Origin of the sequence: Streptomyces sp. NPDC048825, from assembly GCF_043198355.1 — a bacterium.
Lineage (GTDB): Bacteria > Actinomycetota > Actinomycetes > Streptomycetales > Streptomycetaceae > Streptomyces > Streptomyces xiangluensis.
The window spans coordinates 100,172-120,833 of sequence record NZ_JBICUR010000026.1 but is presented as its reverse complement, the minus strand read 5'-3'; the positions used below and the strand labels follow the sequence as shown (position 1 = coordinate 120,833).

At 68.0% G+C, this 20,662-nt stretch carries 21 protein-coding genes and 3 pseudogenes; 13 read left to right on the top strand and 11 right to left on the bottom strand.

What is annotated here, in order from left to right; all coding sequences use genetic code 11:
• Window positions 1-84: 84 nt before the first annotated feature.
• The 6 genes and pseudogenes from ACGFNK_RS41795 to ACGFNK_RS41770 all read right to left on the bottom strand — a co-directional run bounded on the left by ACGFNK_RS41795 (window position 85) and on the right by ACGFNK_RS41770 (window position 5,480).
• Window positions 85-588 (bottom strand): lamin tail domain-containing protein, encoded by a 504-nt coding sequence (locus tag ACGFNK_RS41795; RefSeq protein ID WP_393425379.1) that lies wholly within the window; start codon window positions 586-588, stop codon window positions 85-87.
• 862 nt (window positions 589-1,450) lie between these two features.
• Window positions 1,451-3,550, bottom strand: a complete 2,100-nt coding sequence (gene ligA / locus ACGFNK_RS41790) for an NAD-dependent DNA ligase LigA (RefSeq protein WP_393425376.1) — start codon at window positions 3,548-3,550, stop codon at window positions 1,451-1,453.
• A 108-nt stretch (window positions 3,551-3,658) separates the two neighbouring features.
• The gene (locus tag ACGFNK_RS41785; RefSeq protein ID WP_393425373.1) at window positions 3,659-3,919 is read right to left on the bottom strand and encodes a hypothetical protein; all 261 of its coding nucleotides are present in this window, start codon (window positions 3,917-3,919) and stop codon (window positions 3,659-3,661) included.
• A gap of 241 nt (window positions 3,920-4,160) precedes the next feature.
• Window positions 4,161-4,538: a VOC family protein gene (locus ACGFNK_RS41780; protein ID WP_386356408.1), complete on the bottom strand. Its 378-nt coding sequence runs from the start codon at window positions 4,536-4,538 to the stop codon at window positions 4,161-4,163.
• Between the two features lie 483 nt (window positions 4,539-5,021).
• Window positions 5,022-5,261: pseudogene (tnpA, locus tag ACGFNK_RS41775) on the bottom strand (IS200/IS605 family transposase); the annotation flags it as partial.
• Between the two features lie 54 nt (window positions 5,262-5,315).
• Window positions 5,316-5,480, bottom strand: a complete 165-nt coding sequence (locus tag ACGFNK_RS41770) for a hypothetical protein (RefSeq protein ID WP_393425369.1) — start codon at window positions 5,478-5,480, stop codon at window positions 5,316-5,318.
• Window positions 5,481-6,095: 615 nt separating this feature from the next.
• On the opposite strand from ACGFNK_RS41770, the gene ACGFNK_RS41765 reads away from it, so the two are divergent.
• Window positions 6,096-6,914, top strand: a complete 819-nt coding sequence (locus ACGFNK_RS41765) for a serine hydrolase (RefSeq protein WP_393425366.1) — start codon at window positions 6,096-6,098, stop codon at window positions 6,912-6,914.
• 88 nt (window positions 6,915-7,002) lie between these two features.
• On the top strand, window positions 7,003-7,392 hold the full coding sequence (locus ACGFNK_RS41760; RefSeq protein ID WP_393425363.1) for a hypothetical protein: 390 nt from the start codon (window positions 7,003-7,005) through the stop codon (window positions 7,390-7,392).
• Here the strand turns inward: ACGFNK_RS41760 and ACGFNK_RS41755 are convergent.
• Together ACGFNK_RS41755 and ACGFNK_RS41750 are read right to left on the bottom strand one after the other, a co-directional pair.
• Window positions 7,373-7,846, bottom strand: coding sequence for a GNAT family N-acetyltransferase (locus tag ACGFNK_RS41755; protein WP_393425360.1), 474 nt, complete (start codon window positions 7,844-7,846; stop codon window positions 7,373-7,375). The two genes, ACGFNK_RS41760 and ACGFNK_RS41755, sit on opposite strands and share 20 nt — an antisense overlap.
• 231 nt (window positions 7,847-8,077) lie before the next feature.
• Window positions 8,078-8,364: pseudogene (locus ACGFNK_RS41750) on the bottom strand (transposase family protein); the annotation flags it as partial.
• Between the two features lie 57 nt (window positions 8,365-8,421).
• Here ACGFNK_RS41750 and add point away from each other — a divergent pair.
• Together add and ACGFNK_RS41740 are read left to right on the top strand one after the other, a co-directional pair.
• The gene (add, locus tag ACGFNK_RS41745) at window positions 8,422-9,504 is read left to right on the top strand and encodes an adenosine deaminase (protein ID WP_393425357.1); all 1,083 of its coding nucleotides are present in this window, start codon (window positions 8,422-8,424) and stop codon (window positions 9,502-9,504) included.
• 238 nt (window positions 9,505-9,742) lie between these two features.
• Window positions 9,743-9,928 (top strand): annotated as a pseudogene (locus tag ACGFNK_RS41740) (IS701 family transposase); the annotation flags it as partial.
• Window positions 9,929-9,941: 13 nt separating this feature from the next.
• Here the strand turns inward: ACGFNK_RS41740 and ACGFNK_RS41735 are convergent.
• Entirely contained in the window at window positions 9,942-10,844 is a 903-nt protein-coding gene (locus tag ACGFNK_RS41735) for a helix-turn-helix domain-containing protein (protein WP_393425354.1), read from the bottom strand.
• 527 nt (window positions 10,845-11,371) lie between these two features.
• On the opposite strand from ACGFNK_RS41735, the gene ACGFNK_RS41730 reads away from it, so the two are divergent.
• The 8 genes from ACGFNK_RS41730 to ACGFNK_RS41695 all read left to right on the top strand — a co-directional run bounded on the left by ACGFNK_RS41730 (window position 11,372) and on the right by ACGFNK_RS41695 (window position 17,310).
• Entirely contained in the window at window positions 11,372-12,907 is a 1,536-nt protein-coding gene (locus tag ACGFNK_RS41730; protein ID WP_393425351.1) for an amidase, read from the top strand.
• Window positions 12,904-13,629, top strand: a complete 726-nt coding sequence (nthB, locus tag ACGFNK_RS41725) for a nitrile hydratase subunit beta (protein WP_393425348.1) — start codon at window positions 12,904-12,906, stop codon at window positions 13,627-13,629. The genes ACGFNK_RS41730 and nthB overlap by 4 nt, the downstream gene beginning before the upstream one ends.
• On the top strand, window positions 13,626-14,228 hold the full coding sequence (nthA, locus tag ACGFNK_RS41720; protein ID WP_393425345.1) for a nitrile hydratase subunit alpha: 603 nt from the start codon (window positions 13,626-13,628) through the stop codon (window positions 14,226-14,228). Before nthB ends, nthA begins: the two co-directional genes overlap by 4 nt.
• Window positions 14,225-14,674, top strand: coding sequence for a nitrile hydratase accessory protein (locus ACGFNK_RS41715; RefSeq protein ID WP_393425342.1), 450 nt, complete (start codon window positions 14,225-14,227; stop codon window positions 14,672-14,674). The genes nthA and ACGFNK_RS41715 overlap by 4 nt, the downstream gene beginning before the upstream one ends.
• An 18-nt stretch (window positions 14,675-14,692) precedes the next feature.
• A complete protein-coding gene (locus ACGFNK_RS41710; RefSeq protein WP_393425339.1) occupies window positions 14,693-14,890 on the top strand; it encodes a CbtB-domain containing protein in 198 nt (65 codons plus the stop codon).
• Window positions 14,891-14,908: 18 nt separating this feature from the next.
• Entirely contained in the window at window positions 14,909-15,742 is an 834-nt protein-coding gene (locus tag ACGFNK_RS41705; protein WP_393425336.1) for a CbtA family protein, read from the top strand.
• 222 nt (window positions 15,743-15,964) lie between these two features.
• A complete protein-coding gene (locus ACGFNK_RS41700; protein ID WP_393425333.1) occupies window positions 15,965-16,159 on the top strand; it encodes a (2Fe-2S) ferredoxin domain-containing protein in 195 nt (64 codons plus the stop codon).
• A gap of 89 nt (window positions 16,160-16,248) precedes the next feature.
• Window positions 16,249-17,310, top strand: a complete 1,062-nt coding sequence (locus ACGFNK_RS41695; RefSeq protein WP_393425330.1) for a phenylacetaldoxime dehydratase family protein — start codon at window positions 16,249-16,251, stop codon at window positions 17,308-17,310.
• 595 nt (window positions 17,311-17,905) lie between these two features.
• Here ACGFNK_RS41695 and ACGFNK_RS41690 read toward each other — a convergent pair.
• Both ACGFNK_RS41690 and ACGFNK_RS41685 read right to left on the bottom strand, forming a co-directional pair.
• Entirely contained in the window at window positions 17,906-18,856 is a 951-nt protein-coding gene (locus ACGFNK_RS41690; protein ID WP_393425327.1) for a LysR family transcriptional regulator, read from the bottom strand.
• Window positions 18,857-19,079: 223 nt separating this feature from the next.
• Entirely contained in the window at window positions 19,080-19,217 is a 138-nt protein-coding gene (locus tag ACGFNK_RS41685) for a hypothetical protein (RefSeq protein WP_393425324.1), read from the bottom strand.
• Between the two features lie 278 nt (window positions 19,218-19,495).
• Here ACGFNK_RS41685 and ACGFNK_RS41680 point away from each other — a divergent pair, with 278 nt between their 5' ends.
• Entirely contained in the window at window positions 19,496-20,509 is a 1,014-nt protein-coding gene (locus ACGFNK_RS41680) for an ArsR/SmtB family transcription factor (RefSeq protein ID WP_393425321.1), read from the top strand.
• Window positions 20,510-20,662: the final 153 nt, after the last annotated feature.

Genomic DNA, 20,662 nt, shown 5'->3' with positions numbered 1-20,662 from the left:
AGCCCGGACAGCTGATCAGCATCGCCGCACGCCCCGCCATGGGGCAAGTCCACGCTCGCCCGCTGGGTAGCGTGTCGGGTTCGCTCAGCGGTTGTGGTGACCGTGGTGGCCGCCGGCGCGGTGGTTGTGGTCGTCCCAGGAGTCGGTGTCGATGACGCGGCCACGGTCGTTGCTCAGGGTGGCGGTGTCCGAGCGGTTGTCCCACACATACCCGTGCCGGTCCTGGTAGACGTCGCTGTCGCTGTCGCGGCCGGTGCCGGTGTGGATGCGAACGGTGGCGCGCCCCGCCAGCCAGAAGCCGTCGAAGGTGTAGGTGTGGCCGTCTTCGTTCGACAGGGTCCAGCCGTCCAGGTTCACCGCGTGGCGCGAGGTGTTGGTGAGCTCCACCCACTCTGTGTTCAGCGAACGGTTGCTGCCGTCGTCGTAGCCCGGCGAGTCGTACTGCACGTTGCTGATCTCCACGTGCGGCCGGTGGGGACGCGGGGCGTGGTCGGCGGAGGCCGGCGCAGCCGTCGCTCCCACCAGGGCGCCGGCCGCGGCGAGGGCGAGGGACAGACGGCGGACGGTGACAGACAGGGCAGCAGACATGAAGCCCCTTCATTTCCGTGGTGGCAGACCGGAGTCCGGCATGGAGGTTGCCGAGGTCTGCTGGTGTGGGTCCCGGCCCGGTGGCCGAGGACCCTCACACTTCCGCCCAATCTTGCCGATATGAGCGTTACGCGATGCCTGTTACAGAATGCCGGTATTTTCGTGACGGTCGCCTGCATGATCCATTCACGAAGCGAAAGCAGTTGCCTGATGCCCCGTCAGTTCCGTCTGCCTCATGAATACCGGCCGGCCTCAACCCCGGCCAGCACACCCCTTCCGGCCCCTCACCAGCCCGTCACCCGAAAGTGCGTAACAGCACGAGCATGGCTGCCGGGCATGGCCACCCTGTGGCTGTACGTCCGCGGGCAAGGACGTCCGTGGTCTTCAGTCAGCCGCTGCCGGGGCTGCAGGAAGCCATCCGCTACCCGGGCGCCTGACCTGACAGCACATCAAGGGGCAAGGCCACAGGGTCCGCCACGTTGCTCATGCCGCTCGTCACCGGCCATACACCTGCCGCCCCTCCGCCTTCGCCACTGGAACCGGTCAGCGACGCCAGTTGCAGGGCAGCCGGCCTACGGCCCTGCTCGGCAGGTTCCGCCGGCGCTCGCACGCAGGTGAAAGCCCCAGCTGGACGGGGGAGACCAGCCGGGGCAGTGAGGCGGTGGCGTGCGGAGGGCGGTCGCCTCTCGGCGGAGGGCTCCATGGGGCTTCAGCCGGACGATCGTCCCCATGGGCTGTAGGTGAGGCCCGGGGACACTGTCCCCTCCGCAGCCACGTATAGATGAACGGTCAGCCGTTCTCGGATGTTCCCGGCCCGGACTGGCTGCCGATGTGAGCTGCTGCATGCCCCTTATGGCACGGCTCAGTCGACGAAGTCGGCGATGAGAGTGGCGAATTCGCCCGGAGTGGCCAGGCGGATGCCGAGGGTTTCGGCCTTGGCGCGTTTGGATCCGGCGTTCTCGCCGGCGACGACCAGGGTGGTTTTCTTGGAGACGCTGGAGGAGGAGCGGCCGCCGGCGCGTTCGATAAGCTCGTTCATCTGGTTGCGGCTGAGCTTTTCCAGCACGCCGGTCATGGCGCCGGTCACGACCACCGTCATCCCGGCGAGCGGCCTGCCCGCCGGCTTCGCGCTCTGCAGGCTGCCGTCGGAGTCATCGGCGGTGTCGGTGGCGGCCGCAGCAGGCGAGGTGGCGCCGGGTTCGGTCATGTTCACCCCGGCTGCGGCGAGTTTGTCGATGAGCGGAGCGAGTTCGGCGAGTTCGGCGACGATGGAGGGGGCCTTCTCAGTGCCGATACCCTCGACCTGCTGCATCGTTTCGGCATCGGCGGCGCGGACGTGGTCCATGGTGGCGAAGTACCGGGCGATGCGGCGGGACATGGACCGGCCGGTGCCGCGCACCCCGAGCGCGCACAGTACCCGCGACAGTGGCTGATCCTTGGCCGTGCTGATCGCGGCGAGGAGGTTGTCGGTGCTGGTGGCGCCCATCCGCTCCAGGCCCAGGAGCTGGTCGCGCGTGAGGGTGAACAGGTCGGCGAGATCGGCGACCAGGCCGGTCTCGACGAGCTGGACGACGCGGGTGTGGCCGAGGCCTTCGATGTCGAGCTGGTCGCGGCCGGCGGCGTAGGAGAGGGCGGCGACCAGGTGGCAGTTGCGGCCGTTCTCGCAGCGCCAGCGCTGCTCGCTGGTGTCGATCGCCGATCCGCACCGGGGGCAGACCTCGGGGAAGACGATGGGTTGTTCGATACCGGTCCGCAGGTGGGCGACGGGGGCTTCGATGCGGGGGATGACGTCGCCGGCGCGGTGGACCATGACATGGTCGCCCAGGCGCAGGTCGCGGCGGATGATGTCGGCCGGGTTGTGCAGGGTGGCATAGGTGATGGTGGCGCCGTCGATCTCGACCGGCTCCAGCACGGCGCGCGGGGCGATGATGCCCGTGCGGCCCACGTTCCACTCCACCTCCAGCAGCCGGGTGATCTTCTCTACCGCGGGCAGTTTGTAGGCGATCGCCCAGCGTGGGGCGCGCGTGCCGGATCCAGCGGCCTGCTGGTCGGCGGCCAGGTCGGCCTTGATGACGATCCCGTCGATCCCGAACGGCAACTCGGCGCGCAGCGCGGCGATCTCCTGCACCCGGGCCAGGACCCGGTCGACCGTGGCGGCGGTGATGCCGGGCACGGCGGTCGTGGCGGTGGTGTTGACCCCGTACACGGCGGTCTGGGTCATCAGGTCACTGTGCGCGAGTTCGCCCAGCTGCCCGGCGAGCTCCGGCTCGGTGTCGGGCCGGGGCAGCAGGCCGTAGCCAAAGAACGTCATCGGCACCGTGTAGGCACGCTCCTTGGCCCGCAGGGTGCCCGCCGCGGCGCCGCGCGGGTTCGCGAACGGCTGCCCACCATGCAAGGTGCGCACCTCGTTGGCGTGCTCGAACTGGGCGGTGGTCATCAGGACTTCGCCGCGCACCTCCACCGTGACCGGCTCGGCCAGCTGGGCGGGCAGCCCGTCGATGGTGCCGATCGCGTGCGAGACGTCTTCCCCGGCCGTCCCGTCGCCCCGCGTGATCAACTGTGTGAGGCGGCCGCGGGTGTAGCGGGCGGCGATCGCCAGGCCGTCCAGTTTCGGCTCGATGCTGAACTGCTCCACGTCGTGGCCGATGCGCCGGGCCAGCGACGCGGTCCAGGAGGTGAACTCCTCGGGCGAGAACACGTTGTCCAGGCTCAGCATCGCCACCGTGTGCGGCACATCGCCCTCGACGGCGCCGCCGGCGACCTTCCCGGTCGGCGAGTCGGGCAGCACCTGCTCGGGATGGTCGGCCTCCCACGCCGCGATGCCGCGCACCAGCCGGTCGTAGGCGTCGTCGTCCAGTACCGACGTGCCGCCCGCGTAGTAGGCGGCCGCCGCCTTCACCGCGTCCTCGACCGCCTGCGCGTACGCGACGGCATCCACGATCACTGCAACTGGTGTGGTCATGCCCGCCATCTTGCCTGCCACCACTGACAACGCCCTGGGCTCGCGGCCACCGAAGTCGGCGCGCGCCCTCAATGCCGACCGCTGCGGCCTCGAACACGGCGGTCTCCATCAGCTCCGGGCGGCGCCGGTGCTCGCGGTGCATGTCGATGATGCGCCGCTTGAGGATCGTCCGGCGTAGCCCTCCAGGTTCTCTATCCGCAGCATCCGCAGCCAGTGATCCATGACCTGATCGAAGGTCAGGTCCACGGTCTCTTCCGCGTCGGCGTCGGAGCCGAGCTGCAGGTAGGCGTAGTGCATGTAGTCGGTGCGGCGCTGCTGGTGGAAGGCAGAACCCATCTGGGCTGCGGGATCCCACTGGTTGATGGGCATCACGCGCGGGACGCCGATTGCTCCGCCCCGTCTCCTCCGGCCCTGCCTCGCCGCTCACGGGCACGTCCCGCGTCGGCTCGGTGGTGCGGGACGGGGCGCGGGTGCCGGTCAGCCCGCGGTGATGCCGATCCGCACGCCGGCCGTAAGCAGCCGGCGGCAGGCGCGGACCACGTCCGGGCCGATGCTGGAGACCGCCGCCCCGGCTCCATTCGGAGCCGGGGCGGTTTCTCATCGTGTGTGGTCAGGACTGGGGAGGATTGCGGCACAGGCAGAACGGATGTCCGGCCGGGTCGATGTAGACCTGCCAGCCGTAGCCGGACTCGCCGACGAAGCTCTTTTGGAGGGTGGCGCCCAGCTTGATCACCCGGCGCTGCTCAGGCTCGAACTCGTCCACTTCGAAGTCGAGGTGGAACTGCTGCGGATGCTCCTGTCCCGGCCAACTGGGCCGCTGGTAGTTCTCCACCCGCTGAAACGACAGCTCGACGCCGTCGTTGCGCAGGTTGACCCAGTCCTTCTGGCTGATGTCGGTGTTGATCTCCCAGCCCAGTAGCTCAGCGTAGAACTCGGCCAGCTTCCAGGGGTCGGGGCAGTCGAGAATGACATCGGTGAACGTCAACATCCGATCATCATAAATCGCGGCGCCGGACGCCCGCGATGCATTAGTCGGTGCACCCCAAGACTTGGTTCGGAGAAGTCGATCCCCCGATGACCCGCCGCCGCGCGACCAGGCCGGCCGACGAGTACCGCGCCGCCCCCCCGGAAGAATGGGACGAATTCCTCAGCCACTTCGAACCCAGGAACCTCGCACTCGGAGAATGCGGACGGGCCTACAGAACAGATTGCAGCCACGAACACGCTTGCGTACGCTGCCCCGTTCTCGTCTTGAACCCCATTGAACGACCTCGCCTCGAAAAGATCCGGAACAACCTGAGCGATCGGATCGCCGAAGCATTTCGTCCGATCACCGCAATCAGCCCCACAGGCTCGGAGGCGGGTTACTGATCAGCGGGACCTACTTGGTCGGCTTACCGGGACTCTTGCAGAAAGCCTGGGGGTTCACGCCGTGGATGAAACGCATGTCAAGGCTGCTCTGGTGTGCACCTTAGAGTGGACGTTTTTGCTGCTCGATGTACTGGCGGACGATCGCCAACGGTGCTCCGCCGCATGACGCGGAGAAGCGCGAGGGCGACCACAGGTGCCCGTGCATGATGGCGCGGTTGATCCGGCCGGTGAACTCCTGCCGTATCCGGCGGGCGGAGACGCCCTTGAGGCTGTTGACCAGTTTCGAGACGGCGACCTTGGGCGGGTAGTGCACCAGGAGGTGGACGTGATCGTGTTCGCCCGAACTCCCTCAGCTAATCGACGGGGGACCGCCAGCCTTCGATCGCCGTCATGATCAAGACTGGGGCAGTGCGATCTTCGTCCTCAGTTCGAGCGCGATGGCCGCGGCCTGCGTGGCAGCATCGATGGCCTCTTTGTGCCGCCGTGCCTGTTGAAGGGCGCCGGCAAGGTTGTTAAGTGCCCGGCCTTCTTCAAAGCGGTCGCCGTCCTCAAGGAACATGGCGAGAGCAGTGGAAGTGGCGTGGATGGTCTCGTTGACCCGCCGCGCACCCCTCAGAGGACGGGCCTCGCAAAAGACCAAAAGACCCCACGCGTGCTCTTTCCGGCGGCGGGATTCTGCCAACGATCTTCCGTCCCGGTCCCGGGAAGCGGCGACGCTGACACTCCCGTACGCTCGCTCGCCGCAAGAGCAAGCGAAAGCCGCGGTCGGCTGGCTGCCCTCCACCCGTCAGCGGCCGCCGTTCCCCCGAACGAGGGGAAACCTCACCCGGCTCCTCCAACCTGTGGCACGCCCACCCGCACGGTGTATGCGCCCGTGACGGCCCGCCGTGGCAGCTGCGGCACTCCTGATGTGACGTCAAGACCCGGTCTATTTGTCATAGTTTCGTATCGTCATATCCACTCCTTCAGGAATGCTGAGGCTTGCCCAGTCATGTCGTACAGAAGGCTCAACCGGACGTTCAGAGAGATCATGGAGCTCCCTGGCCGCCGACGGCAGGCTCTGATGGTTTACACCGCCACAGCCACCGCCCTCGTGGTGTCGCTGGCAGGCTGCTCCCCGGCCGGCACGCTCAACTCACCTCAGGTGCGGACATCGGCTGCAAAGGCGCCCGCCATGGGAGCGCCACAGCCGCGCGAGGCCCTCGGTGCGTCGCTGGCCAGGGCTCTCAGGCCGGTGTTGCCGGACGACGATGCGCGGCTGTCGGTGGCGGTGCTCCGCCTGGATGATGCCGGCAGGGAGATCGCGTCGTACGGGGACGAGGCGACGTTCGACACGGCGAGCATCGTCAAGGTCGACATCCTCGCGGCACTGCTGCTTCAGGCGCAGGAGGAGGAGCGCGAGTTGACCGACGATGAGCACAGCCACGCCAAGGCGATGATCCAGGAGAGCGACAACGAATCGGCGAACGTCCTGTGGCGGGCGATCGGCCAGGCGCCGGGCCTGAACGCGGCCAATGAGCAGCTGGGACTGTCCTCGACGCAGGGTGGCGCTGGCGTCCACTGGGGCCTGACGCAGACGACGGCCAAGGACCAGGTCAGGCTGCTGCGCGCGGTGTTCGGTGGTGAGGGCAAGGTGCCTTCCCGTGGGTCCGCGGGGCTGAACCAGGAGTCGCGTGCGTACATCCGACAGTTGATAAGCGAGATCTCGGAAGGCCAGGACTGGGGGGTGTCGGCGGTGGCGGACCGCGGATGGGCCCTCAAGAACGGTTGGCTGAAGCGCAGCACGACCGGGCTGTGGGACATCAACACCATCGGACAGGTCAAGGTGCACGGGCGCCGCTGTCTGATCTCGGTCCTCAGCAGCGACAACGCCTCGATGCGGAGCGGCATCTCGCTGGTCGAGCGAGCGGCAAAAGTGGCGGCCGGGGCGGTCAGTGCCCATGCTCGGCGCTGGCCCGGCCGGAGTGAGCGGTCAGCCGACGGCGCCCTGTGACCGGGCCCGCCTAATTTGCGAGACGCGGATCCTGCTGTCTTGGATCCCGAGGGGCCCGATGTCAGTGCGGTGCGCTTCACTGGCCGCCATGGAGTTCACACAAGTGACCGTCAACGACTTGCTGGCCCAACGCCGGCCGGGGGACGGCTACATGTACCTGCCCAGCGACCTGGACGCAGGACCTGCTCGACAGCAGGTCCTGCGCCCCGCGCACACGTGGCGGCGGATACCGTCCGCAGTGACGTCGATCCCTCACCCCGACTCCGCGCGCTGGCTGCTGGAGGTCACGGCATCCGCAGCCCCCGCAGACTCCACCGCCTTCCAGGAGCAGCGGCAACTGCTGCGCTCCGTCGCCGGATTCGATCCCGCCTCGCGGACGTGGTTCGTACGCATGCGGGCTGGCCTGTGGTATGCCTTGCTTACGACCTGGGGAGCGATTACCGGTGACGGTTGGTGGGTCAGGGCCGCGAGACGTTGAGCGGCAGATCTCGGTGGAAGACGGCCATAGCCTGGCCGGGGCCGTTGTAGTCGTCGACGATCTTCGTATCGAAACCGAGGCTGCGATGGAAGGCGATTGAGCCGGTGTTCTCGATTGACGTGATCGCCTTCAACTGCCGTGCACCGTGACGTTCCGCTGCTTCAGTGAACGCCGCGTACAGACGACGCCCGAGACCGGTGCCACGGGCGTCGTCCCGCGTGGCGATCAGGTGTACATACCCGGTGCCATCTGGGGTGACGAACCCGAAGATGTACCCGCGGATTCCGTCCTCGGCTCGGGCAATCAAGCAGGTGGAACCGAACTCCTGTACCAGAGCCAGAAGGTGCAGCGACCGAAGGTCGCGTTCGCCCCAGTAACGGGGGTGATCAGCCAGGACCTGGTGGAAGTCGGCCACCCCGGCCGACGCGATGTGTATCCCCATGATGACGATCATGGCAGGCGCCTAGGCCGTTACAGACGAAGGTCCGCACGGGTTGGGCAAGTTGTGAAGCAAGCCTGGGCCCGTCCGGCCTGTTTCCACCCTGCCCTGTCCGGGGTCTCCCGCGCACATTTCGGCGAGTTGCTCGAAGAACTCGCCCTCTAGTGGCTGGCCGCCTGTGAGTCGGCCTTGCGTGAGCGGCGCGGCGCGGCGGGGCGGGGCGGGGCGGGGACGGCAGGCAGGCTGCTGCACTGCCAGGCGAGGGCCGAGGTCGCCGATGATTCGTCCGGCGGCGGGCTTCGAGACGCCGAACAGAGGGGCAAGCTGCCGCAGCGTCAGGTTCGTGCGCTAGTAGGCGGCCACCAGCAGGACCCAGTCCTCCAACGGCAGGCTCCAGGGCCTGCCCGGCCTCACCGCACCGCATCAACCCCCTCACGGCGCAGTGCGGTCACCAGCCTGCGGAACAACCGCGGGCTCAACCCGGAGAACGGGGCTATCCAGGAAGACTTCGACGCCGCAATCACACCAGCCACATGGTGATCGTCGCACTTCACATACTCCTCATCACCATGGCCGTAGAGTGATGCGCCATGCGAAGCCTGGCCAGTCTGCCGAAGGCCCATCTCCATCTGCATCTCGAGGGCGCGATGCGCCCTGCCACCCTCGCGGAACTCGCCGACGAGCATGGCGAACAACCGCCGGACCTGCGCGGCGACTTCGCGTCGTTCGAGGACTTCACGCCCTTGTACCGTGTCGCCGCGCGGCTGGTCCGCGAGGGCCCACGGGAGAACCTGCTGCGGCTGGTGCGGGAGGTAGTCGAGGACGCCGCCGCGGACGGAGCGGTATGGATCGAGCCACACGTGAACCCCCTGACCTACGAGGCCGATCCGCACGCCGCACTCGACGTGCTGGACGCGGTGATCGACGAAGGCCGCCGAACGGCTGCCCAGCTGGGCATCGGCTTCGGCGTCATGCTGTTCGCCCGGCGAAACGCCGATCCTTCCGAGGCCACCGAGACCGCCCGGCTCGCGGCCAGCCGGGCAGACAACGGCGTGGTCGCCTTCGGCCTCGCCGGGGACGAAGCCCGATATCCTCCGGAGCCGTTCGCCAGGGCCTTTGCCATCGCCCGGGACGCCGGGCTGATCTCCGCCCCTCACGCAGGCGAACTCGCCGGCCCGGCCAGCGTACGCGCCGCCCTCGACGTCCTCGGCGCGCGGCGCATCGCCCACGGCGTACGAGCGGTGGAGGACCCGGCACTCCTCACCCGCCTGGCTGCGGAAGGCGTAGTCCTCGACGTCTGCCCCACCTCAAACGTCGCCCTCGGCGTCGTGAAGTCCCTGTCCGCCCACCCCCTCCCGCTGCTGCTGCACGCCGACATCCGCTGCACCCTCAACGCCGACGACCCCCTCCTGTTCGGCCCCGGCTTGCTGGAGGAGTACGAAACGGCCCGCACAGCCTTCGCCCTCAGCGACCACCAACTCGCCGCGATAGCCCGCACATCGATCGAGTCCTCCGGCGCCCCACCCACCATCGTGGACCAAGCCATCACACTCATCCGCGACTGGCTGAACAACCCTGACCATGCGAAGACACCTGAGGGCCAAGAGGCAACGACTGACGCGCCCGTAAGCAGCCATCGGAACAAGCGGCCCGAGATTGCGGGACAACCTTAGTTGGCGAGTGTCCGATCTGGTTACTGAGCCTCTTTCATCCCGTGCCGCAGGCCGCATCGTCCGTGCCCTTCACGCCCTTCTGATCCGCGCAAGCAGATGAAAGAGCTCACCTACCGGTAGTCCGTTAAATCCGGCGGTGGTGTGGATTGACGACGGGCCGGGTTGGTCGTAGGCCGGTGATAGGAGCCAACTGCCTGGCTGGGGGCTGAAGATGACTGCTCGCCGTCCGCGTCCGCCCCGGCTGGCGTGGGGATGCACGAGGCGATCGGGCCGGAAGCGCTGATCGTCGGCGACACCGGTTTCCTCAAGGACGGGGATGCCTCGGCATGTGCAAGCATCGGTCCCGGTGAACTGGCGGCTGTTCCTGCCTGCCTCCTGGGATCCCGCGTCGCCGGAGGCCGACCACGATAAAGTCGCCCGCCGCATGGCCGGCAGGCTCAGCCCAGGTGCGACCTGCGGTACTGGCTCGGACTGGTCCCGAAGGTTGCCGCAAAGGTTCTGCTGAACACCTCCGGGTTGCTGAAACCGTAACGGCTTGCGATGTCGGTGATCGGCACCCGAGGCTCTCCCACGAGGGCTCGACGGCAAGCCGCCAGCCGACGGGTTCGGACCCAGCCGGCGGCGGTGAGTCCTCGTCGGGCGAAGAGCCGATGCAGCGTCCGAGGGGACAGGTAGAACTGCTGGGCGATCATCTGGGGCGTCAGGCTGGGGTCGCCGAGATTGTCCTCGATGAAGACCTGGATTCGCTTGAACTTGTCGTCCTCGGGGATGCCCTCCTCGGGCCGGGCTGCCTCCAGGGCAGCCGTCACGGTGAGTTCGGCGACCTGGTCGGCGACCCGGACGGCGGTGGTTGCCGAGAGCGGGTCGGACGAGTGCACGAGTTCTCGGAGGGCCGGTGAAAGGAAGCGGCCGACGCCGTTCTGGGAGGAGATCGTTGTCGCGGTGACCCGCTGGCTCTCCGGCTCTGAGAGGACGACCGCATCACGGGGCCAGGTGTAAACGAGAAGCCGCCAATCACCGGTCATCGCCCACGTGAAGGGCCTGGCGGTCTCGTAGACGGCGAAGTCGCCGGCGGAGAGGACGCAGGTACGTCCGTCTTGGACGAGCACGCCGTGGCCCTGGGTGATCAGCCCGACCTGCAGGAGATGCCGGCCGTCCCTCGAGAACAGGTTGGGCGTGCGGGTGAAAGTCTGAGGTGTCGAGACCACCGACGAGGCGGTCATGTGACCCAGCCGTCGCGTCTCGACTGTGCCGACGAACTCCCGGGGTGAGTGCGGTGCTATGTGGAGTGAGACGAAGTGGTCACAGATGGTGTCCTTCCATGCGCTTACGGTGCGCACGTCGCTTATCCAGGCGCCTCCTGCAGCGAACGCGATGTCCTCCATGGAGCCGCACGATAGACCCGCCAAGGGCGATTGACCAGCTCCTTCCGCGGCTCCCGGCGGATGGCGCGGACGGTCAAGGGGGTGTCTCTCGGGGTCAAGAAGTTTCACTGCGCGGCCACTAATGTCCCGATTCTCTCGGAGAAACCTCACCAGGAGGCGACCGCCATTCCCCGCTGCATCCGCGTCAGCGTCCGAGGGGCCACGTTCCGAGGCGTGGTGCACGACCTGCCCGGAAGGCGCCACCACGATGCCTTTCGCGCACTACGGCGTCAGCGCCAGGGCCGCCACACCATCAGAAGGGAACGCAGCCCTCGGGAAGCCGGCGGCACTCGTCACGAGTGGTGTTCTACCGGCGGTCCTCGACCGCGGTCTGCTCGCCGCCGCTACGGCCCGGCCCGCACCACTTCGGTGGCCCAACTGGTTCGGCCTGGCGACGTCACCCATGCGTGTGCCGACCCGATTTCACACATAGGAGGATTGACATGGAGCTTCCATCGCGAGCCGTCGTCGAGGAACTCGCGGACGAGCTGCTGCTCGGCATCACCGCGGAGGACCTGGACGTCTACCACGCGACAACCTCGGGGTTGCTCGGCTCGTGGGCGGTCGTTGACAACCTCTACGACCATGAGGCGGCCCCGACCGTCCCGACGCGTGAGTGGTCCGAGCCGGCCGACAATCCGCTCGGTGCCTGGTACGTGACCACCCAACTCGCCGATCGCGCTGACGGCCCGCTGGCCGGCCGACGCGTCGCGATCAAGGACAACGTCGCCGTCGCCGGCATCCCCCTGATGAACGGGTCCGAGACGGTCCGGGGCTTCGTCCCCAACGCAGACGCCACCGTCGTCACGCGTCTGCTCGCCGCAGGCGCGACCATCGCCGGAAAGGCGGTCTGCGAGGACCTCTGCTTCTCCGGGGCCTCACACACGTCCAAGACCGGCCCGGTCCGCAACCCGTGGGACCGCGACCGCACGAGCGGCGGCTCGTCCAGCGGCAGTGCGGCCCTGGTCGCCTCGGGCGCTGTCGACCTCGCGATCGGCGGCGACCAGGGCGGTTCGATCCGGATACCGGCATCCTTCTGCGGGGTTGTGGGCCACAAGCCGACTTTCGGGCTGGTGCCGTATACCGGCGCGTTCCCGATCGAGCAGTCCATTGACCATCTCGGCCCCATCGCACCCACCGTCGCCGACGCCGCCGCGATGCTGACCGTGATCGCGGGCGCCGACGGCAAGGACCCCCGCCAGCCGACCGGCGTCACCGGGAAGGACTACGTCACCGAACTCGATCAGCTCGACCACGGTCTGCGCATCGGTGTCGTCACCGAGGGCTTCGACCAGGCCAACTCCGACCCCGGTGTGAACGCCGTCGTCAGGCAGGCCATCGAGAGCCTGACCGCGGCGGGCCACGTGGCCGAGGACGTGTCGATCCCCTGGCACAAGCACGGTGCTGCGATCTGGGACGTCATCTCCGTGGAGGGTGCCACCTGGCAGATGGTGCAGGGCAACGCCTACGGCCTGAACTGGAAGGGCACCTACGACCCCGACCAGATGGCCTACTACGGACGGCGATGGCGACACGATCCCTCGGCGTTCTCCGAGACGGTCAAGCTGGTCGCCCTCGGCGGCACCTACGCGCTTCGCAACGGCTACGGCGCCAGTTACGCCAAGGCCCGAAACCTGGAAGGTACGCTCGCGGCCGCCTACGACGCGGTCCTCGAGTCCTACGACGTCCTGGTGATGCCTACCCTCCCTATCACCGCGAGTCTGATCCCGCCGCCGGACGCACCGGTCGGCGAAGTCATCGCTCGAGCTCTGGAGATGGTGTCCAACACCGCCCCGCTCAACGTGACCGGGCACCCGGCCTGCTCCATTCCCGCAGGTCTCTCCGACGGCCTGCCCGTCGGCCTCATGGTCGTCGGCAAGAAGTACGACGACGCGGGCGTGCTGCGTGCTGCCCACGCCTTCGAGCGCGCGCTCGGAACGCTCACCGCCCCCCACCACCAGAAGGAGCTCACCGCATGAATGGAGTGTTCGACCTCGCCGGCACCGACGGTGTCGGTCCGGTCATCGTTCCCGAGGAGGAGCCGGTCTTCCGCGCCGAGTGGGAGAAGGCCGTCTTCCCGATGTTCGCCATGTGCTTCCGGGCCGGCTTCTTCGGCGTCGACCAGTTCCGCCACGGCATCGAACTGATCGACCCGGCCGTCTACTTGAAGTCGCCCTACTACGAGCACTGGGTCCACACCATCGAGCACTTCGGCGAGCAACTCGGCAAGCTCGACATGGTTGAGCTCGACCGACGCACTGAGTACTACCTCGCCAACCCCGATGCTCCGCTCCCCGAGCACGCGGACGACCCTGAACTGCTGGCGTTCGTCGAGGCGGTCGTCCCGGCGGGCGCATCCGCCAAGCGGCAGTCGGACAAGATCGCGCGGTTCAAGGCCGGCGACATCGTCCGGGTCGACCGCTCGGCCCCCAAGGGGCACACCCGCCGCGCCAGGTACATCCGCGGTGCCGTCGGGGAGATCGTGAGGGCCCACGGAGTTTTCATCTACCCCGACACTGCCGGCAACGGACTCGGCGAGAACCCCGAGCACGTCTACACGGTCAGGTTCACCAACTCGGAGCTGTGGGGAGCCGAGCACGCCGAGCCCAACGGATCGGTCTACTTCGACGTCTGGGACCCCTACATCGAGCTCGCTTCCCCCGAACGCTCCGCAACGGCCCCCGAAGGAGCGCACGCATGAGCGCCAAGATTCGCACCCAGGAAGAGATCGCTGCCCGAGTCAAGGCGCTCGAATCGATGCTCATCGAGCAAGGCGTCATGACCACCCCGGCCATCGACCGCATGGTCGAGATCTACGAGAACGAGGTAGGGCCGCAGCTCGGCGCGAAGGTGGTCGCGAAGGCCTGGAGTGACGCCGACTTCAAGGCCCGGCTGATCGCAGACGCCACCGAGGCGTGCCAGGAGCTCGGTATCGGCGGCCTGCAGGGCGAGGACATGGTCGTGCTGGAGAACACCGAGGGCGTGCACAACGTCATCGTCTGCACCTTGTGTTCCTGCTATCCGTGGCCGGTGCTCGGGCTTCCGCCGAACTGGTACAAGGATCCGCAGTACCGGGCGGCGATCAGCCGGGAGCCGCGTCAGGTCTTGCGCGAGTCGTTCAACTTCACGGTGCCTGACAGCGTCGAGGTACGCGTGTGGGACTCCAGTAGCGAGATGCGCTACTGGGTTCTCCCGCAGCGTCCGGCCGGTACCGAGGGATGGACAGAAGAGCAGCTCTTGCCTCTGGTCACGCGTGACTCGATGATCGGCGTCGGTCCTGTCGGCGTGGTCGCGTCATGACCAGTCGGACCACCCTGTCCGCGCCGGGTTCCAGCGCAGCAGAGCTGGGCGAAGTGCGTCGAGAGATCGAAAACCTGGTCTGTGGAATGCCCGGTGGAGATCCCGACCAGATGGGGTTCGAACACCCTTGGGAGATACGGGCATTTGCCATGGCCGTCGCGGCCCATCAGGAGCTGAAGTTCGACTGGTCGGAGTTCCAGAAGGCCCTGATCGCGTCCATCCAGGACTGGCAGACAGCCAACCCCGATGTCGGTGAGAGCCCGTGGTCGTACTACCAGCACTGGGTCGCGGCGCTGGAGGCCGTCCTGGCGGACGCCGGCCTGCTGAGTCGGACCGAGGTCGACGTGCAGACCCAAGAGCTCCTGGCACTGCCGCCTAACCGCAACCACCACGAGGCGCACACCGAACCGATCGCCGTCGATCTCCCGCGCACCGTTCACGTCTGATTCCGAAGGGACACACTCATGGCACTGAGCAACACCGCAGTCACGAGCAACAAGTTCGCGACCACCGCCCTCAGCGTCGCGCTCGCCGTGTACGCGTTGTTGAGCGTCCTGTTCCTCCTCCAGGAGAACGGGCTGCTTATCTCACCCGAAGCCGCCAACTATCTCCATGAGGCCACCCACGACGCGCGGCACGCCCTCGGCGTCCCGTGTCACTGATGAGGGAGTAGGTCTCCGATGGTCTCTATGACACTCGGTCGCACCGTCGGCCACGGCGCTGTCGCGGGCGCCGCAGCTGGCGGTGTGGGTGCCATTGCGTTGTACTGGTTCGTCGAGCCTTCGATTCGCGCCGCGATAGCCATCGAGGAAGCCGGGACATCTGCGCGGGAGGCCGGCGGTCACGGCCATGCTGCCGGCGGTGATCACGCGGGCAGCCATAGTCTTGCGGCCGATGCACTGGTGCCGCGAGACGAACAGGTCGTCTTCGCGCTGGTCACGGTCCTGCTGGTCGGGATCCTGATCGGCATCGCCTTCGCGCTGGCCCACCGGGTCCTCGGCACGAGGCTCCCGGGCAAGTCCGCAGCGGGCTCGGCGATGACGCTCGCCGGCCTCGGATTCGTCGCGTTCACGCTTGCCCCGGGGATCACTGTGCCGGCGAACCCGCCCGCGGTCGGTGATCCCGAGACCGTCAGCCTCCGGGCGGTCACCTACCTCGGGACGATCGTGTGCGCTGTCGGGCTGACAACGATCGTCACGGTTCTCGCACGCGCGAAGGACCTGATGCCCAGGTCGCGGGCAGTTGCTGCCACGGCTGTGGGGATCGTCGGGTCGTTGGTCCTGGTCTGGGCCCTTCCCAACGCTGCGGATCCGGTGTCGGCCAACGTTCCGGCCGACCTGGTATGGGAGTTCCGGGTTGGATCGCTGACGCAGCTCGGACTGATGTGGCTCGTTCTCGGGGCCGTGTTCGCCTACCTCGCGCCTTCCCAGGTGCTTACTCGTACGTCCCCCGGCCCGCCGATGCGAATTGGACGGCGTCGACACTTGCAGCCGGCCTCGGTCGCTGAGGTCTGAGCGGCCGAGGTGAGCACAGCACCAGTGCCGGAGCTAACCGAACTCGGGGGCCCCGGGCCGCGGATCAGAATGTGCCGGGGCTGCTGCTGCGGCACCGCACGCAAGCATCCCGACGTTGATCACGACGGCATTGCCGAGATTCTCGAACACACGACTGGCCCGGGTGTCCAACTGCTGCGTGTCGACTGCCTCTGGGCATGCGATCTGTCGAACGTCGTCGTGGTGAACCCCAGCGCACAAGTACGCCGGCAAGGCGCCCGGCCCGCCTGGATCACCGAGGTCAACACCCTTGAACGCGCCCGCGCCATCGCCGCATGGGTGCGACGTGGCGGCCCGGGCGTCGCCGACCCATCAGAAGAACTCGGTCAGGTCCACACCGCCGCCGGGCTCAGGCGAGTCAGCTCCGCTGGTTGGTGACATGCCAACCCCAATCGTCTGTTCCTTCCGCCCAACTCCAAGCCCGCAATGCCGGCCCATCGCAAGTTCCCTCACAGGAGGAGTCGCCCATGGAATCCGCGATCGATACCTACCTGCAGTGCCCCCGCGCCTTGTCACGTCGGGTTCCTGACGACTATCAGCCGCCGTTCCCGATGTGGGTCGGGCGTGCGGACGCCGCGCTGCAGCAGGTCGTGATGGCCTATCTCGGCGTCCAGTACACGGATCAGTCGCAGCGTCCTGACGCACTCGCCGCGATGCGCCACATTGTCGCGAGTTTCGACGGCCCCGACGGAGCGGTCCACCATGACCTCACTCACCACGTCGACAACCAGAACCATCACAACCTCATGGTGGTCGGGTACTGGGTGGACCCCGCGGCCTACTGTCGCTGGCTCCGGTCGGCCGACGTCAAGGACTGGTGGGATTCCGGCGACCGCCTCTCCGACGGCCTCGGCTACTTCCGCGAGATCGTCGCCCCCCGCGTAGACCAGTTCGAGACGCTGTACGCATTCCAGGACAACCTTCCGGGCGTCGGCGCCGTGATGGGCCGGATCAGCGGCGAAGTCAACGAGCACGGCTACTGGGGATCGATGCGGGAGCGGTTCCCGCTGTCCCAGACCGACTGGATGCAACCCGATCGTGAGCTGACCGTCGTACTCGGCGACCCAGCCCAGGGTGGCAGGGTGGTCGTCCGCGGGCACGACAACATTGCGCTCATCCGGTCCGGTCAGGACTGGAGGGATGCGGAGGGCGAGGAGCGCTCGTTGTACCTCGACGAGATCCTCCCGACGCTCGAGGACGGCATGGACTTCCTCCGCGACGACGGCGCGACACTGGGCTGCTACAGCAACCGGTTCGTGCGCAGCATCGATCTGGACGGCAACGAGCTCGATGAGAGTTACAACATCGGCCACTGGAGGTCGCTGGACAAGCTGGAGAGGTGGGCCGAGTCCCACCCGACCCATCTGCGGATCTTCACTACGTTCTTCCGGGTTGCCGCCGGGCTGGACAAGCTGCGGCTCTATCACGAGGTTTCGGTGTCCGACGGCAAGGAGCAGAGCTTCGAGTACATCAACTGTCACCCTCAGACCGGAATGATGCGCGACGCACGCCTTCCATCCAGTGTGTGACGAGTCGCCACAGCGACCGGCGCACCGCCGCTGAAGGCAGCTGCGCGCGGCCCTGCCTCATGCGGGTTCCCAGCGTCGGCCGACGTGCTACGCCGACCTGGGAACCCCGCAGTTTCCTCACATCCCGCCACATTGAGGCAAAGTCGCGTCCACGCTCGCCCGCCTGTCGCCGGAGCGGCTGGTCAGCAGCTACCGGGGAAGACCGCCACCCATACACGCGGCCTGCGGGCCCGCAGACGTCGTCGTGTACGCCGCCACCTGGCATGGTTCGCGCCGTGCCGACGGCGTCGGCCGCCCTGGACCCGGGCACAGCCATCTGGACGTGGGGCGGTACGGCACGGCCGTCTGGGCGGCCGTCGCGACCTGAGACGACCGGCGAGGGAGCGCCACCGGGAGACCACCGCCACTGGGTCGGGCCCGCCCTACCTCGGGGATGCGTGCCGGCGGGCGTCCGGCTCGGTCGTGATACGACATCCCACGATCGCCCCTGTGAACTGCTGATCGTTCCTCAGCGTGCCAGTGCCGGGGGAAGTTGCGAGCACGCTTGCGTCCCAGGCCGAGAAGCCCTCTTGGCCGGGGACCGGGTCGGCCATGCTCAGCGGGACGGGCCGCGCTCCCAGCCGGGGGCGGCCATGGCGGCGGCCGCGGTCTCCCGCATGGCTTGTACGCCCGGGCGGTGGCGGTGCTGGGCCAGCCAGCCGAGGGCTGACACCGACGGGGACAGATCCACCACGTCGAGGTAGCGGACCCGCGGGCGGGGGAACAAGTCCCGGGCTGCCGCAGGCAGGAAGCACATTCCTTCGCCTCGGGCCACCGCGAGCAGTAGCCCTTCCATGTCGGAGACGACGGGGCCGTAGCGCACGCGTGTGCCGTCCGGGCGCGGGTCCACCGCCCAGAAATCCCACCATAGCCGGGGCACCTCCGGGGGGACGTCCACGAAGGCGCGGTCGGTGAGGTCGGCGAGGGAGACTTCGGCCCTGCTCGCCAGGGGGTCAGTGGCCGGCAGGCAGGCGACGCGGGGTTCGGTGGCCAGCTCCAGCAGCTCGATGGTCGGCGGCACCGGCGGCCGGAGGAAGGCGATATCGATGTCGCCGGAGAGCAACTGCGCCAGGTGTTCGGTGAAGTTGAGAGTGCGGATCTCGACGGTGATGCGGGGGTGGCGGGCGTGGAGGTGCTCAAGGATCGCGTGGGTGTAGGGCATCGCCGCCTCCGCGCCGATCGTCCCGACCACCACATGCCCGGCGAGGGTACGAGCCCACTGGTCGGCGCGAACGCGCAGCTGGCCCATCGCCTCCACGGTGGCACGCGCCTCCACCGTTAGGGCACGGCCCGCATCCGTGAGGAACACCGTGCGACTGTCCCGCGAGAACAGGACGACGCCCAGCCGCCTCTCCGCGTCCTGTATCTGACGGCTCAGCGCCGACTGGGTCATGTGCAGCCGCGCCGCCGCCCTGCCGAAGTGCAGCTCCTCGCTCAGCACCAGGAACAACCGCAGCTGATGGATACTCGGCTCCGCTGGTCCCACCGAATCAGGCACAACAGACATCCTCCACCTGCGGCTATAGCGGCCACTGCATCGATCAGGCCTAATTTCTCATCATCCGCCTCCTGACAAATGCGATGTCCCCGTATGACTCTGTGGGGGCCGCTCCGCCGATCGGGCTGACCACCGAGACGGGCAGGGTGGTCGCAGCTGTGGATCGAGGGGGAGACGGAATGAAGACACGCCTGCTGTCTGGCGTGCACTGTGTGCTGCCCGCCGGCTTTCTTCAGGCCGGCAGTCTCTGCGTCACCATCACGTTGGTGCCCTTGTTCGTACCGGCCTTGCCGCCGGGCCGTGTTGGCGGCGCCAAGGGCGGCCCGGCGGCAAGGCGGGCAGGAACGCCGCGCAGCACTCGCGCACGCACCCGGCTCTCCACCAGCAAGGGGCCCCTGGCCTGCCGGATCGGGCACAAAGTCCCGCCGGAGTGAGGGCTGCGGACGGGCCGACCGCTGCCGGACCACACGGCCCACAACCTCCGCTCTCGCGAGTCCGCACCGGCGGTCCATCGCCACGCTCACCACACAGGCGGCGAACGCCGCTGTCCGCGCAATCCGTTCCTTACGGCGACGGGCAGTCCGCGTCACCCAGAACACACCGGCCGGAAGGCGTGTCCCAACAGCGATCAACACACGGGGAGACAAGGTGTTGCGCATTCATTTCACGGACGGGGACCTGGCCCGCGTCCATCTGGCCCGGGAGCCGGATCCGGTCTGGGAGACCTTGCTGGGCCTGCACCAACTGACCGCGCCACGTCGCGGTCTGCCGGTCTTCGCTCTCTGGCGGCGCAGCGCCCGCGCCAGGCTGGCCGAGGATCACCTGGCGGGCCCGGTCCGGATGCTCTCCGCCCTGGCACCCGCTTCGGCGGGCTACTGGCCAGACTTCCTGACCCCCGGCGCCTCGGCCGACGGCCTGGAAACCGCGCTGGAGGCACTGCAAGCCACCCCCCAACTGCAGCTACGCCAAGAGATGAACCGGCTGGCCGACACCCACCCGCTGCCGCGCTGGGCACACCGTCTGGCCCGGGGCGAACGGAACCGGATGGAGGAGGTCGCGACGGCATTCCGGCTGGTGCACCGCACGATCATCACGCCTGACTGGACCGGGACGGCCAGAACCACCGAGGCCGACCGGGCCCTGCGGACACGCGTCCTGCTCGATCGCGGCGTCCACGGACTGCTTGACTCCTTCCGCCCCCTGATGGACTGGCGGCCGCCCGTGCTGCACGTGCGCTACCCGGAGGACCGGGACCTCCACCTCGGCGGACGCGGCATGCGACTGATCCCCTCGCACTTCTGCTGGAACACTCCGATCGCCCTGGCCGATCCCACCCTGCCGCAAGTCCTGGCCTACCCCGTCGCCCACCCCCCGGCCTGGGCACCGGCGGTCACCCACGACCGCCGCCCCGAGGCTCTGGCCACCCTGCTCGGCCGGACCCGGGCACGCGTGCTGGCCGCCCTGGACACCACCGCCACCACCGGAGAACTCGCCCAACGCCTGAATATCTCCGCCCCCTCGGCGAGCGAACACGTCGCTGCCCTGCGAGAGGTCAACCTCACGCACAGCCAACGCGCCGGCGCCCAGGTCATACACACCCTCACCCCCTTGGGCACCGCGCTCCTCCACGGCGAACTCCCACCTCACCCCCCGGCCGGCTAAGAGGTCGCTTCTTTCCCGACGTTTCATCCCGGAATTGCTGTTTGGTCCCGGGATGCCGGATCGTGCCAGGAGACGGTCGCCTCGCCGGTGAGGCGGCGGGCCATCAGGTCGGACATGGCTAGGTGGATCATTGCTTCGCGGCGTCGGTGCCCT